This window comes from Aurantivibrio plasticivorans, assembly GCF_055392955.1.
Genome location: NZ_AP036020.1, coordinates 3,106,889 through 3,125,250, shown reverse-complemented (window position 1 = coordinate 3,125,250; position 18,362 = coordinate 3,106,889). Strand labels below are relative to the sequence as shown.

20 protein-coding genes are annotated in these 18,362 nt (G+C 47.7%); 10 read left to right on the top strand and 10 right to left on the bottom strand.

What is annotated here, in order from left to right; genetic code table 11:
• Positions 1 to 95: 95 nt before the first annotated feature.
• The 6 genes from ACZ5NB_RS13965 to ACZ5NB_RS13940 all read right to left on the bottom strand — a co-directional run bounded on the left by ACZ5NB_RS13965 (position 96) and on the right by ACZ5NB_RS13940 (position 3,483).
• A complete protein-coding gene (locus tag ACZ5NB_RS13965) occupies positions 96 to 1,001 on the bottom strand; it encodes a hypothetical protein (protein WP_460234555.1) in 906 nt (301 codons plus the stop codon).
• An 11-nt stretch (positions 1,002 to 1,012) separates the two neighbouring features.
• Positions 1,013 to 1,534 (bottom strand): DUF3106 domain-containing protein, encoded by a 522-nt coding sequence (locus ACZ5NB_RS13960; RefSeq protein WP_460234554.1) that lies wholly within the window; start codon positions 1,532 to 1,534, stop codon positions 1,013 to 1,015.
• 2 nt (positions 1,535 to 1,536) lie between these two features.
• On the bottom strand, positions 1,537 to 1,842 hold the full coding sequence (locus ACZ5NB_RS13955; protein WP_460234553.1) for a hypothetical protein: 306 nt from the start codon (positions 1,840 to 1,842) through the stop codon (positions 1,537 to 1,539).
• Positions 1,832 to 2,170 (bottom strand): DUF3619 family protein, encoded by a 339-nt coding sequence (locus ACZ5NB_RS13950; protein WP_460234552.1) that lies wholly within the window; start codon positions 2,168 to 2,170, stop codon positions 1,832 to 1,834. Before ACZ5NB_RS13950 ends, ACZ5NB_RS13955 begins: the two co-directional genes overlap by 11 nt.
• 24 nt (positions 2,171 to 2,194) lie before the next feature.
• Entirely contained in the window at positions 2,195 to 2,818 is a 624-nt protein-coding gene (locus tag ACZ5NB_RS13945) for an RNA polymerase sigma factor (RefSeq protein ID WP_460234551.1), read from the bottom strand.
• A gap of 104 nt (positions 2,819 to 2,922) precedes the next feature.
• Positions 2,923 to 3,483 (bottom strand): hypothetical protein, encoded by a 561-nt coding sequence (locus ACZ5NB_RS13940; RefSeq protein ID WP_460234550.1) that lies wholly within the window; start codon positions 3,481 to 3,483, stop codon positions 2,923 to 2,925.
• A gap of 257 nt (positions 3,484 to 3,740) precedes the next feature.
• Between ACZ5NB_RS13940 and ACZ5NB_RS13935 the strand changes: the two genes are divergently transcribed.
• From ACZ5NB_RS13935 to ACZ5NB_RS13925, 3 genes are read left to right on the top strand one after another with little or no spacing between them, the layout of a single operon-like run.
• Positions 3,741 to 4,055, top strand: a complete 315-nt coding sequence (locus tag ACZ5NB_RS13935; protein WP_460234549.1) for a YbjQ family protein — start codon at positions 3,741 to 3,743, stop codon at positions 4,053 to 4,055.
• A gap of 16 nt (positions 4,056 to 4,071) precedes the next feature.
• Entirely contained in the window at positions 4,072 to 4,512 is a 441-nt protein-coding gene (locus ACZ5NB_RS13930) for a YbjQ family protein (protein WP_460234547.1), read from the top strand.
• A gap of 28 nt (positions 4,513 to 4,540) precedes the next feature.
• Positions 4,541 to 5,425, top strand: a complete 885-nt coding sequence (locus ACZ5NB_RS13925) for a M48 family metallopeptidase (protein ID WP_460234545.1) — start codon at positions 4,541 to 4,543, stop codon at positions 5,423 to 5,425.
• Here ACZ5NB_RS13925 and ACZ5NB_RS13920 read toward each other — a convergent pair.
• Genes ACZ5NB_RS13920 through ACZ5NB_RS13905 form a run of 4 tightly spaced genes read right to left on the bottom strand, consistent with a single transcriptional unit; the run spans position 5,422 to position 9,272 of the window.
• A complete protein-coding gene (locus tag ACZ5NB_RS13920; protein WP_460234543.1) occupies positions 5,422 to 6,204 on the bottom strand; it encodes a crotonase/enoyl-CoA hydratase family protein in 783 nt (260 codons plus the stop codon). The two genes, ACZ5NB_RS13925 and ACZ5NB_RS13920, sit on opposite strands and share 4 nt — an antisense overlap.
• A 44-nt stretch (positions 6,205 to 6,248) precedes the next feature.
• A complete protein-coding gene (locus ACZ5NB_RS13915) occupies positions 6,249 to 7,040 on the bottom strand; it encodes an SDR family NAD(P)-dependent oxidoreductase (protein ID WP_460234542.1) in 792 nt (263 codons plus the stop codon).
• Positions 7,037 to 8,641 carry a class I adenylate-forming enzyme family protein gene (locus ACZ5NB_RS13910; RefSeq protein WP_460234540.1) on the bottom strand — a complete coding sequence of 535 codons (1,605 nt, stop codon included), beginning with the start codon at positions 8,639 to 8,641 and terminating at the stop codon, positions 7,037 to 7,039. The genes ACZ5NB_RS13915 and ACZ5NB_RS13910 overlap by 4 nt, the downstream gene beginning before the upstream one ends.
• Before the next feature lie 10 nt (positions 8,642 to 8,651).
• Positions 8,652 to 9,272 (bottom strand): TetR/AcrR family transcriptional regulator, encoded by a 621-nt coding sequence (locus ACZ5NB_RS13905; protein ID WP_460234539.1) that lies wholly within the window; start codon positions 9,270 to 9,272, stop codon positions 8,652 to 8,654.
• 192 nt (positions 9,273 to 9,464) lie between these two features.
• Here ACZ5NB_RS13905 and ACZ5NB_RS13900 point away from each other — a divergent pair, with 192 nt between their 5' ends.
• The 7 genes from ACZ5NB_RS13900 to ACZ5NB_RS13870 all read left to right on the top strand — a co-directional run bounded on the left by ACZ5NB_RS13900 (position 9,465) and on the right by ACZ5NB_RS13870 (position 18,346).
• Positions 9,465 to 9,896 (top strand): Zn-ribbon domain-containing OB-fold protein, encoded by a 432-nt coding sequence (locus ACZ5NB_RS13900; RefSeq protein WP_460239376.1) that lies wholly within the window; start codon positions 9,465 to 9,467, stop codon positions 9,894 to 9,896.
• Positions 9,896 to 11,041 carry a thiolase family protein gene (locus tag ACZ5NB_RS13895; protein ID WP_460239377.1) on the top strand — a complete coding sequence of 382 codons (1,146 nt, stop codon included), beginning with the start codon at positions 9,896 to 9,898 and terminating at the stop codon, positions 11,039 to 11,041. The genes ACZ5NB_RS13900 and ACZ5NB_RS13895 overlap by 1 nt, the downstream gene beginning before the upstream one ends.
• A gap of 188 nt (positions 11,042 to 11,229) precedes the next feature.
• Positions 11,230 to 12,570, top strand: coding sequence for a carboxymuconolactone decarboxylase family protein (locus tag ACZ5NB_RS13890; RefSeq protein WP_460239378.1), 1,341 nt, complete (start codon positions 11,230 to 11,232; stop codon positions 12,568 to 12,570).
• Between the two features lie 27 nt (positions 12,571 to 12,597).
• Positions 12,598 to 14,850, top strand: coding sequence for an outer membrane protein assembly factor BamB family protein (locus ACZ5NB_RS13885; protein WP_460239379.1), 2,253 nt, complete (start codon positions 12,598 to 12,600; stop codon positions 14,848 to 14,850).
• A 20-nt stretch (positions 14,851 to 14,870) separates the two neighbouring features.
• Positions 14,871 to 15,716 (top strand): VOC family protein, encoded by an 846-nt coding sequence (locus tag ACZ5NB_RS13880; protein ID WP_460239380.1) that lies wholly within the window; start codon positions 14,871 to 14,873, stop codon positions 15,714 to 15,716.
• Between the two features lie 521 nt (positions 15,717 to 16,237).
• Positions 16,238 to 17,302 carry a helix-turn-helix domain-containing protein gene (locus tag ACZ5NB_RS13875; RefSeq protein WP_460239381.1) on the top strand — a complete coding sequence of 355 codons (1,065 nt, stop codon included), beginning with the start codon at positions 16,238 to 16,240 and terminating at the stop codon, positions 17,300 to 17,302.
• A 15-nt stretch (positions 17,303 to 17,317) separates the two neighbouring features.
• A complete protein-coding gene (locus ACZ5NB_RS13870; protein ID WP_464107565.1) occupies positions 17,318 to 18,346 on the top strand; it encodes a lipase secretion chaperone in 1,029 nt (342 codons plus the stop codon).
• The last annotated feature ends 16 nt before the right edge of the window (positions 18,347 to 18,362 follow it).

Genomic DNA, 18,362 nt, shown 5'->3' with positions numbered 1-18,362 from the left:
AGGTTTTTAATTAAAGTTTCCCCTCCCCTGAATATTAAAAAAGGGCTCGCCGCCAATCAGTTTCTGACTGGCGGCTTTTTTATGCCATTGCAATACTAAAAATAGACACTGGCACTTGCTGTGATTTCCGAATCGATTGAGTAGTTATCACCTTGATAGCTTGTGTACTCAATTACTAGGCTACTGTTTTCACCCAGGCGAATCCCGCCAAACAAACTTGCGTGGGTTACATCAACATCATTTGGGTTGCGATACCCAAATGTTGTGCCGAGTTCCCACTTCAGTCTCCAGGGTGTTCGTAGGGTGACTTCGGCTTGGGAATAATCATCGTAAAGGGATTCCAAGTCGCCGCCTGAAAATAGTGTATGTCCAACGTAGAGACTGGTTGCGAGATTGTGAAAGCTACCAAGCATACTTGCCGATAGATGCACTTCCTTCGTCCCGCTACCTAAAAATTCGTCGTAATCTGCATTGTCAAATTTGTAGCTGATGCTAGTCGCTGGGGTCCAGTTGGACTCGTTGTAATAGGCGTACTGCGCATAAATGCTGATGTCGCCAATACCCGATGCTTGATAGTCTTCGTCCTGATAATCAGCACACAGCTGCGTTAAACGACGAATTAAAAAACCTCTTTCTGGGTTGATTTGACCTGCGTCCAAGCGCTCACAGGCATCGGCTACGTTTAGAGGAATATTGTAGGCATAAGTCCCTTCGACTTGTTGCAGCGGAATATCCACGCCTAGGCTCCAACTATGGTGACTTCCTCTGAGACTATTAACTGAAGGTGCTAGCAGCAAAGTCGTTAATTGGCCATCACCAACTTGCAAGTTTTGCCGCTGGTGTTGAAGCTCGAGATCAAGTGCACTGCTATTTAGTGGGTGTAAAGTATCGTCTAGTGCTTGCGAATTGGGTTCGGCATTTGCTGAAGCGATAGACCCAACGTTGGTGATACAGATGAGTGCGGTGATTGCACCCGTAGCAAATCGAGTGAAGATAGTCACAAATCGTTCCTCTAGCGATTTAAACGTTGTTTTAATAGCTGCTCGCGGAGTTGTCGACGTTGCTGTCTATCCGCCTGGCGAATACGATCACGCATCTGCCGTCTTTCAAGAGGACTCATCTGTTGAAAGTTATGTTGCAGATTGTTCTGCTCTTCAGCGGTTAACCCTTGGAACCAGCGATATCGTTGTTGCAATTGTCTGCGTTGCTCGAGGGGAAGTTGAGAAAAGCGTTCGTAGCGTCGTTGTAATCTCTCTCGTCGTGTTTGTTCTACGGCTTGCCACTTCGCGAAACGCTCTTGCAAAAAAGTGCGTTGTTCGTCGCTTAATGATTGATAGCGTTGCGCAGTCGCCAACAAACGCTGTCGCTGCGATTCATCAAGTTGTGACCATCGCTGTTCTAAGGGGGCAAGTATCGCTTGCTCTTCACTATTCAGTTCCTGCCACTCTTTGGCATGTGATGAGACAGCGAATCCTACTACGAATATTGTGGCCCAGATACATTGGACGAGTGGTTTATATTTGATGGGTTTCATAATCACTTTCCCTCCGTGAGTAGCGGAGACGTTTTGGTCTTGGGTTTTGGTTCCATATCAAGCGACTCTAGCGCTTTGATGAGTTCAATCGATTTAGTCGATGATTCGTGTTCACCTTTTTCCAATGTCATTTGTTGGTATTCATGACTCAGTACTTCCTCAAGCATCAGTGGATCAAGTAATTCGCCATCACCTTGACTGTACTCGCTTAACCATAGCCAAAATGCTTCAGAATTAGTTGCCTCCTCAGCTTTTGCTGCGAGACTTTGAAGTAGCACTATCGCGATCATTACTTTGCTAAATCGCATCGTTACCTGCATCCGCTAGGTCGCCAAACTCTATGAGTAAGTCCATGAGCTCGAGCATCTCTGGATCAACATCAAGGTAAGTGAGGGTATCTAACGTTTCCTCTGGTGCTGGTGTTTGAACAATACTTGGCAATATGAGGGCGACCAATACCGACGCAGCGATAGCTGAAGCAGCGATTTGCCAGCGTTTTCGGGCTGAACTCGCTTGCCGCTTTGCTAGGGCTTTATTCCTGGCTTCACGCAATTGTTCGCGAACATTCTCTGGCAGCGAGTCGGTACTTTTGTCTAAGCTGCTTTTTATGGCGTCGCTAAATTTTTTATCGGTCATAAGGGGTTACCTGTAACCTGGTTGCTATTGTGAGTATTCGTGTTGCATGTGCATTAATTGCTTGCGTAATTCGCGAACTGCTCGCGAGTAATGTGTTTTAACGCTGCCGCTGCTACATTGCATAATGTTCGCTGTGGTTTCCACATCGAAGCCTTCCCAACTGCGTAGTAAAAACGCCTGCTGTTGTCTGATGCTTAATTGCTCGACGGCGTGCATCACGGCCTCTATGTCTTGTGTTCGCTGCCACACACTGTCAGGCATTTCACTTTCGTCGCTTTCCGCTAAATCAATGGGATCTTCTTCCTGCAGCTCATCTTCCTGGTACCCACGTTTTTGCCAGAACCAGCGATGTTGCCTTTGCTGGCGCCGATGGGATTGTATGATCTCGCGCTGCAAAATTGTTTGAAAAAGCGGCGCCCATTCTGACGCCGATTTGTCGGCGTAGTTAGTGGCCAGCTTGATCATTGCTTCCTGTACTACGTCCAACGCTTCGGCATGACTTTTTGTCGCTAGCTTGGCCATTTGATATGCGCGGCCCTCCACGCTCGCAAAAAAGTCATTGAGCGATTGCGCTGTTCCCTCAGCATCATGTTGATGAGCTGATTCCGCGGCAGCATGTGCAATGTTGGCGTTATGTAAATTGGCCATTCGTGAGCGTCTGTTTCTCTATTTCAACTTCGTTTTTGTCGCTCATCACAACACAATCTCCTGGGTATTGTGATGAGCAGCAATCCGTTGCTAAGGACAAAATCCTACTCTGCGCTATCTGATTCGTTATCACCACGGCTTCTATCAATGACTCTAGTATGTGTTTCACCATCTTTGTCAACCACAGTGATCTCTTTATGGAGTGTGCCAGCCTCCTTATCGATTGTCGCTACGACATTGCGAGACGTGGTGACACCTTCCGCATTGGTGCGGGTCGATTCTCGCGTGAAGCCATCCTCACTGCGCTGCATGACGTCGCTACTACTGTAGGTGCTACCGTCGAATCTTTCCCCCTCAGTGGTGCGCGTGCGGGTTTGCGATTCTTGGTCGATATCAACCGTTGTCGTTCGAGTGGCGGTTGCGCCATCTGGCCGTGTGCGGGTTATGGTTCGTGTTCCTTCTCGCATTTTACGTTGTCTGTGTTGTTCTGCCATACGTGCTCGGTGCTGTTGAACATTGGCATGTCGGGCACCATCGGCTGAGGGGCCTCGGGACTCTGCGTTTGCAACGGTTACACCGCAGGCAAGGACTGCCGTCAAAGCTAGACCTGTAGCGAGATGGATGTATTGGCGGAAGTGAGGGTATTGGTTGTTGGGCTTGTTCATTATATAGCTCCGTTAAGTCAGTCGTGCTGTCAATATGAGTGTGGCCAGAGGGCCTTAGTTTGTGTCATCTCGCGCGCTTACTATCTATAACGCACAAGTCTGGAATCGGTTGACACGTCGTTTAAAAAATCACGGGGTCGAGCTACTAGACATGCTGGGGTTAAGACGGGCATATTACCGGCGCAAAGAGCCTGTCTAGGGCTATCAGATTGAGTTTTAGGCTAATGTTGATAGGGTTTACGGAGAAAGGATAAAAAATGCTGGTTACGAATATTGAGATGGTGCCCGGGCGACGGGTGAGAGAACACCTTGGCATGGTGCAGGGCAATACGGTACGTGCTAAGCATGCCGGCAAAGACATTATGGCGGGTTTTAAGAATATCTTTGGTGGCGAGTTAAAAAGTTACACAGAGTTGTTAACAGAAGCGAGGGAAGAGGCCACTGAACGAATGATCGAGCAGGCCAAATCAATTGGTGCCAATGCCGTGCTCAATGTTCGATTTTCGACGTCCTCTATCTCAGCCGGTGCTGCTGAGCTTTTCGTCTATGGCACTGCGGTGGTTCTCGAGTAAGACACGGAGATCAAGGATGTACGATTTAATATTTTTCCTGACGCTATTGTCGCTAGGCTACTTTTTCGGTCGCATTGCTGAGAAACGCCATTTTCGCTCAATCATTCAGCGTGAGCAGCAACTTCGGCATATTCTCACCTTCGCTAAGCGTTATCCATTAAATGCGACTGAGCCTACTCAGGTTGCGCTCGTTAGCGGTAATGTCGTGATCTCGCTTGATTATTTCAAACGAATTGTTGCCGGTTTGCGATCAATTGTTGGTGGGCGTGTTAAAGCTTATGAGACGTTGGTGGAGCGAGCCAGGCGCGAAGCCATTTTGCGCATGAAGGAAGAAGCGCAGCGCCTGGGCGCTCAAGCAGTGATTAACGTAAAGCTAGAGACAGCGTCAATATACAAGGGGCAGCAACAGCAGGTGGGTAGCGTCGAAGTATACGCTTACGGCACTGCGCTCTATTAGTGTTTGTTATTAACAGGCTAAGTGAATAATGAAATACAGCAATCCACAAATACCTGAGGGGATAAACGTATCGCAAGAGCACCCGCTAAAAGAATTTTTTATTCTGTTAGCGGGTGTCAGCGCTATCGTGGTAGCCGCGGTATTTGTCTTGGCGCTATTAGCCGAGTGGTTAGTCCGGTTTATTCCCTTTGAAACGGAAGCTGCATTGGTTAGTGATGGCTTTGCCGAAACGACCTTGATTGATTCGCAACGGAGCACTGGTGACCAAGCCATCGAAGACTACTTACAAGCTTTAAGTGACCGGCTCACTGAGCACATGGACTTAGCCGATGGAATGTCGATCACAGTGCACTACAGTGACGATGATCTGGTGAATGCTTATGCCACGTTAGGTGGTCACGTAGTCGTCTATCGTGGTTTGCTTGAAAAGCTCAATAGCGAAAACGCCTTGGCAATGGTTGTTGCGCATGAGGCTGCGCATATTGCGCACCGAGATCCCATTGTTGCGATGGGGCGAGGATTAACCGTTGGTTTAGCCTTAGCTTGCATAACAGGGTTTGGTGATAGCGGTATGTCGCAACAGTTGCTGGGTCAGCTCAGTCTGTTTACAGCGCTGTCATTTAATCGTGATCAGGAAACTGAAGCTGATCGAGTTGCTATGCGAGCCGTGCTGGCCGAATATGGCCACATTGAGGGCGCTGCCGATCTTTTCGAATTGTTTAAACAACAACGGGGCGAGTTAATGGCCCCGGAGTTGTTGAGTACCCATCCTTTAGATGATTCGCGTATTCAGGCGATAGAGGCATTCGCGCATGAGTCAAAAATTCGCCCCGGCAATCGAGCAGAAAAAAATGAAACTACGCCACTTCCTGAGATTATTCTTCAGCTCGCAAACGATAACTCGTATAACTAGCGACCTTTCCAAGTAGGTTTGCGTTTTTCGGCAAAGGCTTTCAAGCCTTCTTTACGGTCTTCAGATTGTAGAGCGACATTAGCAATAGGCATTTGTTTTGCCCAGGCCTCATCATCCGTCCAGTCGAAGCTATGGCGAACGATTTCTTTACTCGCCGCCAACGCGGTCGGGCCGTTACTTTGTATTTTATTTGCAAACTGTATGGCTGCATCTAACGCGGTACCTGTTGGAACGATTTGGTTCACGATACCTTGTTGTTGAAAATAGGCGGCGTCTTTAAATTCTCCGGTTAATGCTAATTCCATCACTTGATGGTATGCCATACGTTTGGGCAGGCGAAACAGACCGCCACCAATTGCAACGACGTTGTGTTTGACCTCCGGCAATCCGAACTTTGCACTCTCCGCAGCGATGATAATGTCGCAGGTTAAACATAATTCAAACCCGCCACCAACTGCGAAACCTTCAACGGCTGCGATTAAAGGCTTGCGTGGCGGTTTGGCAAATACACCAAACCCTCCGCGGGCTGGGCGCTCGCGTTTTACGCCGCTAGCCGCTTCTTTTAAATCGGCGCCTGCAGAAAAGGTCCCGCCAGCACCTGTGATGATGCCGACAAATAAACTATCGTCGTTTTCTAGTAGATCGATAGCATCATTCATCTGGTGGGATTGTAAGTTGTTAAACGCGTTTTTTGCTTCGGGCCGGTTGATGGTAATCACTAAAGTGTTACCGAGGCGCTCCGTTGTTATGTGCTGCTTACCTTCTGGGTTGTCGGTCATAATATTTTTATACCCGTTATTTCTTTGATCACGCTGGTTGTTAGTTACTGATTAAAAGAAAAGCCACCATTAACAGGGTAGGTTTGGCCGGTAATCCATTCAGACGCGTCAGATGCCAAAAATAAAACCATATTGGCAATATCATTTGGTTTGCCTGGGCGTCGAATAACATACTTTGACATGATTTTTTTATAGCGTTCCTGATCTGCTTCCAAGCGCGCTTGAATATCTGGCGTTAAGGTGGCGGCGATGGCAACGGAATTACAGTTAATGCTATAACGTCCTAGGCTGCGCGCAATGGCTCGGATAAAGCCAGCCGCTCCCGCTTTAGCTCCGGAGTAGACTTCCAGCCCCGTTTCTCCAACACGACCGGCATCAGAAATAATAGTAATAATGCGTCCAGATTTTTTCTCAATCATATCTGGAATGACCGCAGTTGATGTATTGATGACACCGTAAAAGTTAACCTGAATAAAACTGTTCCACGCCTCAGGACTGGTTTCCCAAAATGGTTTGCGTGCGTCGGGGTCTGGCTCTGCTCCGGCATTACCCGCATTGTTGACGAGAATATCGATGCTACCGAATTTTTCTTTCGCATGTTCGACCATGGTTTTGACAGAATCAAGGTTGGTAACATCACATTGAATCGCGAGCGCATTGCCTCCAGCATCATTGATCTCTTTGGCAACCGCCTCAGCTCTATCGAGAAAATAATCGTTAACAATGATCGCTTTCGCGTTGTGATCTGCAAAATGTTTGGCGATTTGTTCGCCGACACCTCGGCCAGCACCGGTAATTAAAGCCACTTTACCTTCAAGGCTTAGTATCTCACTCATACTTGTCTCTCTTTGTTTTGCCAGTAAGGATCGCGTAGATCTCGTTTTAGGATTTTGCCCATGGTGTTACGCGGTAACTCTGCCACTATTTCATAGCTTCGTGGACGTTTATAGGATGCGAGGTGCTCCGCTGCAAAGTCACTGAGTTCCGCTTCGCTAGCGTCATGGTTTGGTTTAAGTTCGCAGTATGCTTTTACCTGCTCGCCGAATTCGTCATCGGGTACACCAATGACGGCGATATCTTGAATCGCCGGGTGCTGAATCAGTGCAGCTTCAATTTCTGCTGGGTAAATGTTGACGCCCCCAGAAATGATCATGTCTTTAATGCGGTCGGTAATATAAAGGTACCCATCTGAGTCGAGATAACCGACGTCGCCCATACGGAAGAATCCGTTTTTATCACGGGTGTCTTCATCCATGGTGTCGGCGCCTAGGTAATTCGAAATTGCTACTGGCGTATATACCCAAATTTCTCCAGTTTCGCCTTGAGGAAGTTCCTTGCCCGCAGCATCGCGAATGCTGACTTTCACGTGCTTAAATGGTTTTCCGCAGGAGCCGGGTTTTTCGGTGTGCATGTCGGGGGAAAGCGAACTGACCATGCTAACTTCTGTTGACCCATAGTTTTCGCGCAAACAGGGGCCGAAATAGTCGAAAATCCATTGCTTTAATGCTTTGGGTACTGGTGCAGCGCCAACACTTAACGTTTTAATGCTCGACACATCGTACTTATCGAGTATGTCTTTGGGTAGCGCCGCGATGCGCTTGAACATGGTCGGTACGCCGTTCCATGTGCTTATTTGGTATTGCTCAATGAGCTGCAAGACTTTCTCTGCGTCGAAGCGAGGCATTAACACCATGGTGCTTCCTCGATTAACGGCAGTGCGGACAATTCCGGGGCCTGCGGCATGGTGCATGGGCATGGTTACGAGTACTTGCTCCGGATCATTGTTGCCCTCGCCTCGAACGCTGGCTAAGTATTCACGTTGCTGCTGCGCAAGTAGCGGATCTTTTGTCGCGCTTGGGTTTGAGCGGTTATTTACAACGCCTTTGGGGAACCCCGTGGTGCCCGAGGTGTAAATAATTAAACGTGCATCAGCGTCAGAATAAAAAGGCGGCTCTGGTGGAGTCTCCAGTAGTGCCGCGTAGTGGGTGAAGTCACCCGAAAGAGTTGGTGTGGGTGCAACAGCGACAAGTGCTTTCATGTTTAGGCCATCAAAGGCGGGCAGTAGTGCTTCCGGCGATTGATCATCACAAGCGAAGGCTGTAGCGCCACTGTTCTCGAGAATAAAACGTATTTCTTTGGCAGTTAAACGCCAGTTGAGACCTAGTACGCCAGCGCCTAATTTTGATAAGGCTGCATTTAATACGCACCATTCGATGGAATTTTGTAAACGCAGCACCATGATATCTTCTGAGCCAATCCCTCTCTTTGCCAAGCTGTGGGCAACCTGATCGGCCTGTTGATTCCATTGTGCGTAGGTGAGTGATCTGTCGTCCTGAATAATAGCGGTGGTATTCTGTGTGCGTTGTGCCCAATCTTCTAGGCGGTTTGGTTTTGGGTTGCTGGCCATGGTTTCAATTACTGTCAGGTTGAGTCGCATTGGCTGGGATTCAAACTGACAAGCTCCTTACGACGTTGTTTAAAAAAGCTTCGCGAATGTCCGGTAGGCTGATGTCGCTGGGGTCGATGATCCATTGCGCCATGACACCGCGCAAGCCGGCCAAAATAATGATGGCTTGTTGACGTGGAATTAGGTCAGGGCGCAGATCTCCTGCGTCTTGGCCGATGTGGATGTGGTAAGCGATACCCTTGATACTCTTTTCATTCGCATGTGCGATAGGGGCTGCCAAGGACGGGTTGTTTATGCCTTCTGACAAGACCATGTGAAGTGCACGAATCCCTCGAGAGTCTTTGGTAACTCGGTCAAAGTATTGGCGAATGGTTTCGAGCAGCATTGGCAGGCCAGGTTCTACTGTTTGGATCTCGCCGACCTGTACGCTGAATCGTTCGGTAATGTGCCTAACAATGGCTATCAAAAGTTCATCCTTCTTACCGAAGTGATGACTAGCGATGCCGCGACTGTACCCCGCATTCTCCCCAGCGGCAGCCAGCGTGAGTCCCGATAGTCCTTTTTCCGCAATGATTTCAATGGCCGCGAGAACGATTTGACGCTCGGCGGTTTCACGGCGTTCGCTCTGCGTGCGGCGAACGCTGGTTTCGGCTGCTGACATCACTACCTCTGAGGTAACTATGGGTGTAGTAAATATGGGTGTAGTTAGTTAACTTACTTGTTGACCAGCAAGTATGTTAAAACACATAATCCGTTCCTGTCACTTATTTTTCATTGCGACTGACGAATTCAGTACTCGAAGTTTCTGAACTCGTCGCCGCTAGCGATGCGATGCCTGCTGAGGGGGGTAGCTGTGAGTCAGCTCAGATTGTTAAAGCCAAATCTTTACACCAGCCCAGACGAGAAAGGCGATATCCAGTTAATGGGAGGCCGTTGTAGTTGCGGCTATTGTTTTTTTCCGATGCAACATTACGGCTGCGAGCAATGTGGGGCTAAAGGCGATGAGCTAAAAGCTGTGCCATTGACCGGAAAGGGTGAGTTAGTCTCTTCCGCGGTGGTGCATAAACACGCTGATGAAAGACGCCAGACGCCGTTTGTGGTCGGCTCAGTTCGCTTAACTGATGGCCCGGTTGTGAGAACGCTGTTGGATGTCGATACCGATGTCAGGTTGGCTCCTGGCACGGAAGTAACAGCAGTGCTAGTGGATGTTAAGGGGAAAGAAAGTGAAACTTTCCAAGACTTGCGCTTTCGTCCCAGCCGCTCAGTAACCGGAGGAGGAGCGTAATGCCATCGATTTTACGTGATTTAAAGCCAGTGTATGTCGTCGGTGTAGGCTTTCACCGTTACCAATATTTATCCGAAACCTCCTATGTTGAGCTGGGCTTGACCGCTGTGCGGCAAGCGCTGGCAGATGCGAATATTGAGTGGCCCGCAGTAGAGTCGGCCTATGTGGCAAAAGCGTTGTTGCCGATGGCGCCGGGGCGTCCAATGCTTCGACACTTGGGAAGCCACGGACTCCCTATTGCTCATGTTGAAAATGCCTCAGCGTCTGGTTCAACCGCTTTTCGCCATGCGTGTTACGAAGTTGCCGCTGGACTGGCTGACGTATCACTCGCGGTTGGTGTCGATAAGCCAGCGAAGGTACTGCGCGGTGAATCACTGACGGGCATACCTCATCTGGCCAACGATGCGATTGTCCCGTTTACACATTTCGCGCTGCTAGCAGATGAATATGCGAACAAATATGGTATTGATTTAGATGATGTCGCTTTGGTTGCGCTAAAAAATCATAGCAATGCTGCAAAAAACCCGAATGCGCAAAGACAGAAAGAGCGCACATTAGAAGAAATTATCAACGGCACCCAAATTTCTGGGTCATTCACGTCCTTGCAATGTACACCAGTTGGTGAGGGAGCCGCCGCTGTGATTGTCGCATCCGAGGACGGCATCAAACAGCTCGGTATTGACGCCAGTCGCGCTATTCGTGTGACCGCATCCGCAGCATGTAGTCAGCGTCTCTATGAGAATGCGGCTAGCTTTGATGCAGAGTTAACTGAAGAAACAACGCGTTTAGCGCTACAGCAAGCGGGGTGTGATGCTGCCGATCTTGATTTGGTGGAGTTACACGATGCCTTCACTATTGAAGAATTAGAATACGTTGAGCGAATGGGGCTATGTGAACCAGGGCAGGCGATCTTCGCATTAAAAGAAGGCCAATTTAATATTGGTGGGCGCTGCGCTGTCAGTGCGTCTGGCGGGTTGATTGGTATGGGGCATCCCATTGGGCCAACTGGCATAGGCCAAGTTGGAGAGATTACTCGTCAGCTACGTAACGAAGCCGGTGAGCGCCAGCAGCCAAGTGCAAAGAAAGGCTTGGCACATATGGTTGGCGTGGGTGCTGTGTGTTATGTTCACATACTCGAAAAATGATACACGCCAGGAAAATAAATAAAATAAAATTTTTTCCTATGCGCTAAAGATTACGCTCAGCTCGATTAGCTAGGTTTTCTTGAAAATCGATTCAAACACCATTCGACGATTGAGTACGTTGAGGTTAATTGTAACCTGCCTACGCATTCTTTTGAGTCTATTCCGTTAACGAGGAGTTAGTAAACCGCATGTCTATTCCCCCGTCTGTAGGTATTAAAAAACTGTTACCTGTTAGTTTGGCCGCCAGTATTGCTTGCTTACTGACCGCGTGCAGTGGTCACGAAGAAACAACCGTCACAACTAACCATGCCGATAGTGCATTAGCGCAGGTAAGCATGGCGCAAGAAACCGGAGATACCGCTATGACATTTTCGCCACGTCTTGAAGAGCCGAGAATTCCGCCGCTTCCGGTTGAGGGACGTACCCCAGAACAAATTGAAATGCTAAATAATCGTCCGGATTTTAATCTCTATAAGACGTTAGCCCATCACGTCGAACTGTATGAGCGTTGGACTCCGCTAGGCCGAGTTTTATTGAACGCGTCAACACTCCCTGCGCGAGATCGAGAAATTATTATGTTGCGTATGGGGTGGTTATGCCAAGCAGAGTATGAGTGGTCTCAGCACGCACGAATTGCGACAAACGATGTGGGTATGAGCTATGAAGAAATACTGAAAATTGCCAGCGATCCTGATGCGGAGTCTTGGACCGACTTTGAAAAAACCTTAATGGATATGGTGGATGAGTTGCGATATGACGGAATGGTGAGCGACGCAACATGGCAAAAACTCAGTGTGAATTATTCGCAGCAAGAAATAATTGATGCAATTTTTACCGCAGCGCAGTATCAATTAGTCTCCATGGTGTTGAATTCCACAGGTATCCAACTTGATCCTGTTCTTGAACATACACTGCCTACAGAATTTGAAATGCCTGCACTGGCGACAACCATTGGCAACGTTCGACTATCTACTCCGCGCTTAAAACCACTGACTCTCGAAGAAATGACCGACGAACAGAGAGACATTATAAAACCGCATGTACGTGAAGATGGCAGTATCCCCAATATTTACGCAACCATGATTCATCATCCGGCTTTATTTGGACCACGTTATACTTTTGGCAGCTACATCATGAGTCAAACCAGCCTGCCACCTCAAGCCCGTGAACTGTTGATTATGCGGACGGGTTGGTTATTAAACGCAGAGTATGAATGGGCGCACCACGAGCCGATCGCAAAAGCTGCTGGTTTGAGTGACGAAGATATAACCCGTATTGCACTTGGCCCCAATGCTAGTGGTTGGAGTGATGAGCACCGCGCGGTACTGAACGCTGCCGATGATTTACGTCGAGAAGCTTTTATTACAGACGATACATTTTCACAGCTAACTAAGTTTTATAACACGCAACAAATCATGGAGCTCGTGTTTACAGTGGGCGGGTATAGCATGACCGCATTTGCGATCAACAGTTTGGGTATTCAAGTTGAAGAAGGCTATCCAAGTTTTCCTTCAATTAAAGAAGGCTAACTCGACAGTAAAATGGATAAAAAGATAATGCGTGAATTCAGACTTCGTCAATTTATAAAGCCGCTGCCTTCGATCGCGATGGCAGCGACGCTCTTATCTGGGAACGCCCTCGCGCAGCAGGGCGCGCCGAATGGTGAATGGCATACCTGGGGTGGCGACAACGGCTACACTCGGTATTCTGCACTTGATCAAATTAACAAAGGCAATGTCGATGAACTGTCAGTTGCCTGGCGTTGGAAATCATTGCCGCTCGACGGTCGGCATGATGCCAACTTAAAAGCCACACCGTTAATGATTGATGGTGTGCTGTATACCCCAGGTGGGGCTCACCAGGTGTCCGCGATTAACCCTGAAACTGGTGAAACGCTGTGGGTGTTTACGCCATCACCAGCCGATATTGGCGGTAGAAATTTACAGTCCAGTAGCCGCTCACTGGGATATTGGACAGATGGAAAGCAAAAGCGATTGTTCCATAACACCTTAGATGGTCGTTTAATTTCTATTGATCCATCGACGGGTAAAGCCGATCCGAATTTCGGCAAAAACGGATACGTCCTGCTCAAAGATAACCTCGCAAATAGAGAGATACCCTTTGTTGGCTCTACTTCGCCGCCAGCTATTGTTGGTGATGTTGTGGTAGCCCAAGTTGTCACCTATATCACGTCACCAAACAAAGAAGCTCCGCCGGGATTTATCCGTGGATACGATGTTCATACCGGTGAGTTGTTGTGGACGTTTCATACCATTCCACAAAAAGGCGAATTTGGAAACGACACCTGGGAAAATAATTCTTGGACATACACAGGGAATACCGGTGTATGGTCGATGATGTCAGTCGATGCAGAAGCCGGATACGTCTACTTGCCTGTTGAAGCCCCGAGCCATGATTTCTATGGTGGGCATCGATTAGGAGATAATTTATTTGCACAAAGCCTGGTTTGTCTGGATGGTAAAACCGGTAAGCGTGTATGGCATTATCAAATGGTTCACCATCCCCTTTGGGATTACGATCCTCCAGCGGCTCCAATACTGCATGATTTAACCATTGATGGTAAAAAAATCAAAGCCGTTACGCAGCTTACCAAACAGGGTATGTCGTTTGTGTTTAATCGGTTAACAGGTGAACCTGTTTGGCCTATCGAAGAGCGCGCGGTACCTCAATCCAAAGTGCCTGGTGAGCGTAGTTCGCCGACGCAGCCTTTTCCAACCAAGCCTGCACCCTATGAACCGTTAGGCTTTGATCCTGATCGCTTAATTAATTTTACTCCAGAGCTGCATAAAAAAGCCCTCGCCATTGCAGAACAATATGTTCGCGGTCCGATCTACACCCCACCCTCAAGAGTTAAGGAAGGTGGCACTCAAGGTACTTGGGTTCAGCCCGGTTATGGCGGCGGTTCAAATTGGAATGGCGGAGCCTATGATGTAGAGACAGATATGATGTTTGTGCCAACGCGAAACAATGCAATGATCGCGCGTTTGACACAAGCAGATCGAACACTAACTAATTGGGACTATATTCGTGCCACCACAATTTCGGCACCAGGCCCGGATGGGTTACCGGTCATTGCGCCGCCCTGGAGCAAGGTGACGGCAACCGATATGAATAAGGGCGAGCATCAGTGGTGGCGGTCAATTGGTGGCGCACCAGATTATATTCGTAATCACCCAGCGCTTAAGGGCCTGGATCTAGACTTCGATAATATGGGCTTTCCTGGCGTCCGCCCCGTTCCATTGGTAACCAAGTCGCTCTTATTTATGGCAGAAAGTGGTAATTTGAGTGGCGATCCCGGCGGAAAGTTATTCCGCGCCTACGATAAAGCAACCGGCGAAACAGTTGCTGAAATTGAACTACCTGCGAAAGTCTCTGGCGGTCCTATGACCTATTCGTTTAAGGGCAAGCAATATATTGTGATGGCGCTTGCCGAACAAAATCATCCCGCAGAACTTATTGCCTTAAGGTTGCCGGACAACGGGAAGCCAATGCAGGTGCAAATCCATCATGCTGCGTCCATGGTTGACCTGAAAGCAGAGCGAGTCGAAGCGGATGAGAGTGAGTTGTTAAAAGGCAAGCAAGTATTTGCGCGGATGTGTGCTGCGTGCCATGGCTCTCATGGCGATGGTTCCGCTGGGGCTCCCGCGTTGACTCAGCTTACTAATTTTGGGCAAGTGCAACGAGCGGTTGCTCAAGGTGGTGTAGAAATGCCTCCGATGGTGACAATGATGTCTGAAGACGATATTTCTGCAGTGAGTAAATTTGTTGTCTTACAACTTGGAAAATAACGATAATCTAAGGGGTTATTATGAAACTGTTAAAACCTTTGTCTGCAGTAAGTGGTGCGATTTGCGCGTTTTTGTTGAGTACCAGCGTAACGGCTGAAACGAAAGAGCAAACACTAAACGAAAATCTACCGCACTATATAGGCGCGGCAAAATTAATTGTGCAGGATTTGCCAAAGACGCAAACATTTTATGAAGACCTCTTTGGCATGAAAGAAGTGAAACGATACAACTATGCACCAGAAGTCTTTGAAGAAACTATTATGAGTTTCGGTGAGGGTGCTCGTCTCGCACTCTTCGCACCAAACCCAAAAGCAGAAGCACCGGTTCCGGATAGTCAGTACCCGGTCGTTTTATTTTATACCCCGGACTTTGCGACTATAACTGCCAAGGTAAAAGAGCTTGGTTATCCCATTAGAGTGTTGGCGAATTTTCCCACGATGCAAGTTGCTATTACTCGCGACCCTAGTGGTAACGCGGTAGAAATTTTTGGACGTAAAGAGTCTAAAATGTCAGTGGGTGGCTCAAAATTAATTGTTCGAGATCGAAAAGAGGCGGAAGCTTTTTATACGGAAGTATTTGGCGCGACTGTCTTGCAATACTTAGATTCACCTGATTACGATGAAGTCCTCCTTACTATCGGAAAAGGGCCGTTTCTTGCACTTTTCCAGCCGCTAAAGGAAGAGCCGCTAGTGAAAAGTAAGTTTCCGCAAACAGCTTTTTATACCACTGAATTTGATGCGGTAGTTGCAAAGATTGAAGCCCTTGGTTTCGGATATCGCAAAGTAGCCACGCAAACTGAAGGGCTAAATATTATTATTGCGCGAGACCCTTCCGGGAATGCCATAGAAATTATTGAAGAGAAGTAGTTCAAACAGCGGACTCATGAGTCACATCGAGTCTGCTGTTTTGGTATGTCTTTCATGTTTTGGCTCTTTACAAATAACTTTTTATTATTCTTCTATGCAAATTGGTAGCGAAAAAACGTAACACGTCACACTCGAATATTCGTTTCCATATTGTCGTGTTTCACGTCTTCTTAACTCTTCACTCTTGATTTTTTACTCTCTATAATCTGCACCCCTATGACTTATTTGATTAGTCAGTTTTACTTACAACATATAAAAATTTTTAAGTAAGTATTAATCACCGCAGTGCGACCCTCGTGTTCGTCTGTACATAAAATTATAAAATGCGCACATCAAGCTATCGATAATGCGCTGTTGGTAAACACTCTATTTACGCAGAAGCTTTGAAGTTGTAGCTGCGGTAGCGATGATCATATGGTTTTTGCTCCACAGTCATTCATCTCACCCGAAACGGAATTCTAGGTGCGCAGACTCGGTATAATAGGGCTGTATACCCAATTGGTTGGTGAGGTCTGTTTGCTATGGATCCAAATAAAAAGCTTATCCCACTCGAACTCCATCCCATGGGGTTTATCGAATGTTTTATGAAGCTTGGCGCGAAGCTCGAACCCTTGCTTGAGAATACTGGAATCAATCAAGCGATGCTTGGGGTTCGTGGTATCAAGATTTCCTATGTTCAACAAAGTCAGCTGATACGCAACGGGATTGGGTTGTGTCGCTCTTCTGGTATTGGCTTGAAAGTTGGGCAGATAATGGATTGGAGTTTTAATGGCACGGTGGGGTTGGCTGTCAGTTGTGCTCCGAGCTTGATGGAGGCGGGTGCGGCGATGCGTCGGTACTTGTTAATCGCGCAACCACATTACGCTATGTATGCTTATCAGCCAACTGCCTATGTCGATGAAAACGGCATGCTGGTTATGACAATGGAATCCCGGGCTGCACAGCTTGGCGAGTTGGAGGATATGATGGCGCGATTTGAGTTGGAATATCGGCTTGCTGTGACTCTTAGGCTATTCGGTGAGTGTGGATATCCTGAAGCAGCGGATACTTCGATTCGAGTGAAGCTTGCTTTTCCGCGGCCTGCGCATTACCACATGTATGAAAGTTTACCCTGCGATTCTGTGGAGTTTAATGCAGATGTTTCTTCAATTAGCGCACATGTTGAATTTCTTACCACGCCATGGCGACAATTTCGAAAACCCAATTTTGAGCGGGTAACGGCAATTTGTGAGAGCGAGCTGAAAGCCGCCAAGATTGAACCTACACTGGCTTCTAAAGTGCGATGGCATGTTAGCTTGTATTACAACAAGTTGGTCACACTAGAGGAGATAGCGGATCTTCTTTCGATGACCCCAAGAGCGCTTACCCGTAAGTTAGCCTGCGAAGGCACGTCGTTTCGCGCCATTATGCATGATGTACGAATGGAGCTGACAGCATTTCATTTGCGCTCATCAAAATTAAATGTTGATGAAATCGCAGAGGTGATGGGGTTTTCGAGTGCTTCAAGCTTACGTAGAGCGATTAAAAACTGGAGTGGTGAAACCGTGGGGGCGATCCGAGCGGAGTCCGCTTCAGCATCACAATAATCTATAGGTAAATGTATGACTAACGATAAATCCGAGACAACTAATAAACCATTTAAGGGGAAAGTGTGGTTTATTGCCGGCGGTACAGTCTTGGCTCTGGTGGGGTTATTGGTTGTCGGTTTGCAGTTTAAGTTCGCTGCTGCGGAGCGAGCAATTAAAGAGATGCAGCTTGCGGCCGAATCCTCCACAGTTAATCCTTCTGGTAAGAAGTGGCAATGGGACCGATTCCCTAAAGAGACAATAACAGCAAGCTTACAAAAACACGTGAGGGAAGACCGGGCGCAAAAAATTTCCGATGGTGCTGAGCCGTCGGAAGAGGTCGCTGTTGATGATGAAGTACCGGATATAGAATTCGATGTGGTTGATGTCTATCAGGGGCTCGCCAATGTTGAGCTAGATGAAGGTGGCAATGTCGTACTTGATAATAAGGCGCGAGAATTCCTCGAAGATGCGTTCAGCGGTTTACCCGACAACATGTCTGAAGAAGATCTGCATGAATTGCAAGAGTTGGTGAAGATCGGCTTACCGGGTGAGGCCGGTTTCCAGACAGCGGATATTCTTGGCCGTTATTACTATTACCGTTTGGCGCAAAAAGATTTACCCGTACTGCACTCTAGTAACCCGTCGTTGGATTCAGCCTTAGATGACTATGATCAGTTAAAAGCCTTACGTTATACGTATTTTGGAAAAGAGGCGGCCGAAAAGTTGTATGGCGAAGAACATCTCATGGCAAATTACACTATTCAAGCAATGAGAATTGAATCAAATAAAGAGATTAGCGTAGAGGAAAAGCAAAAAAAATTACAGGCGTTAAAAGCAGATCTCTCCTATCTTGACGGAGATGCAGAAGAACCTGCGCAGCAGCTTGACGAGGTAGACGCCGATTTTCAAGCGAAGTATTCCGCATTCAGCGCAGAGCGTTCGGCAATCGAAAGTGCTGGTCTCAGCCAAGAGCAGCAGCAATCGGAAATTGATCAGTTGCGCGCGAAGTATTTTTCGGAAGACGAAATTGATGCATCTTTTCAATATGATGAAAGACGATAGGGTGCCAAGTTTAGTC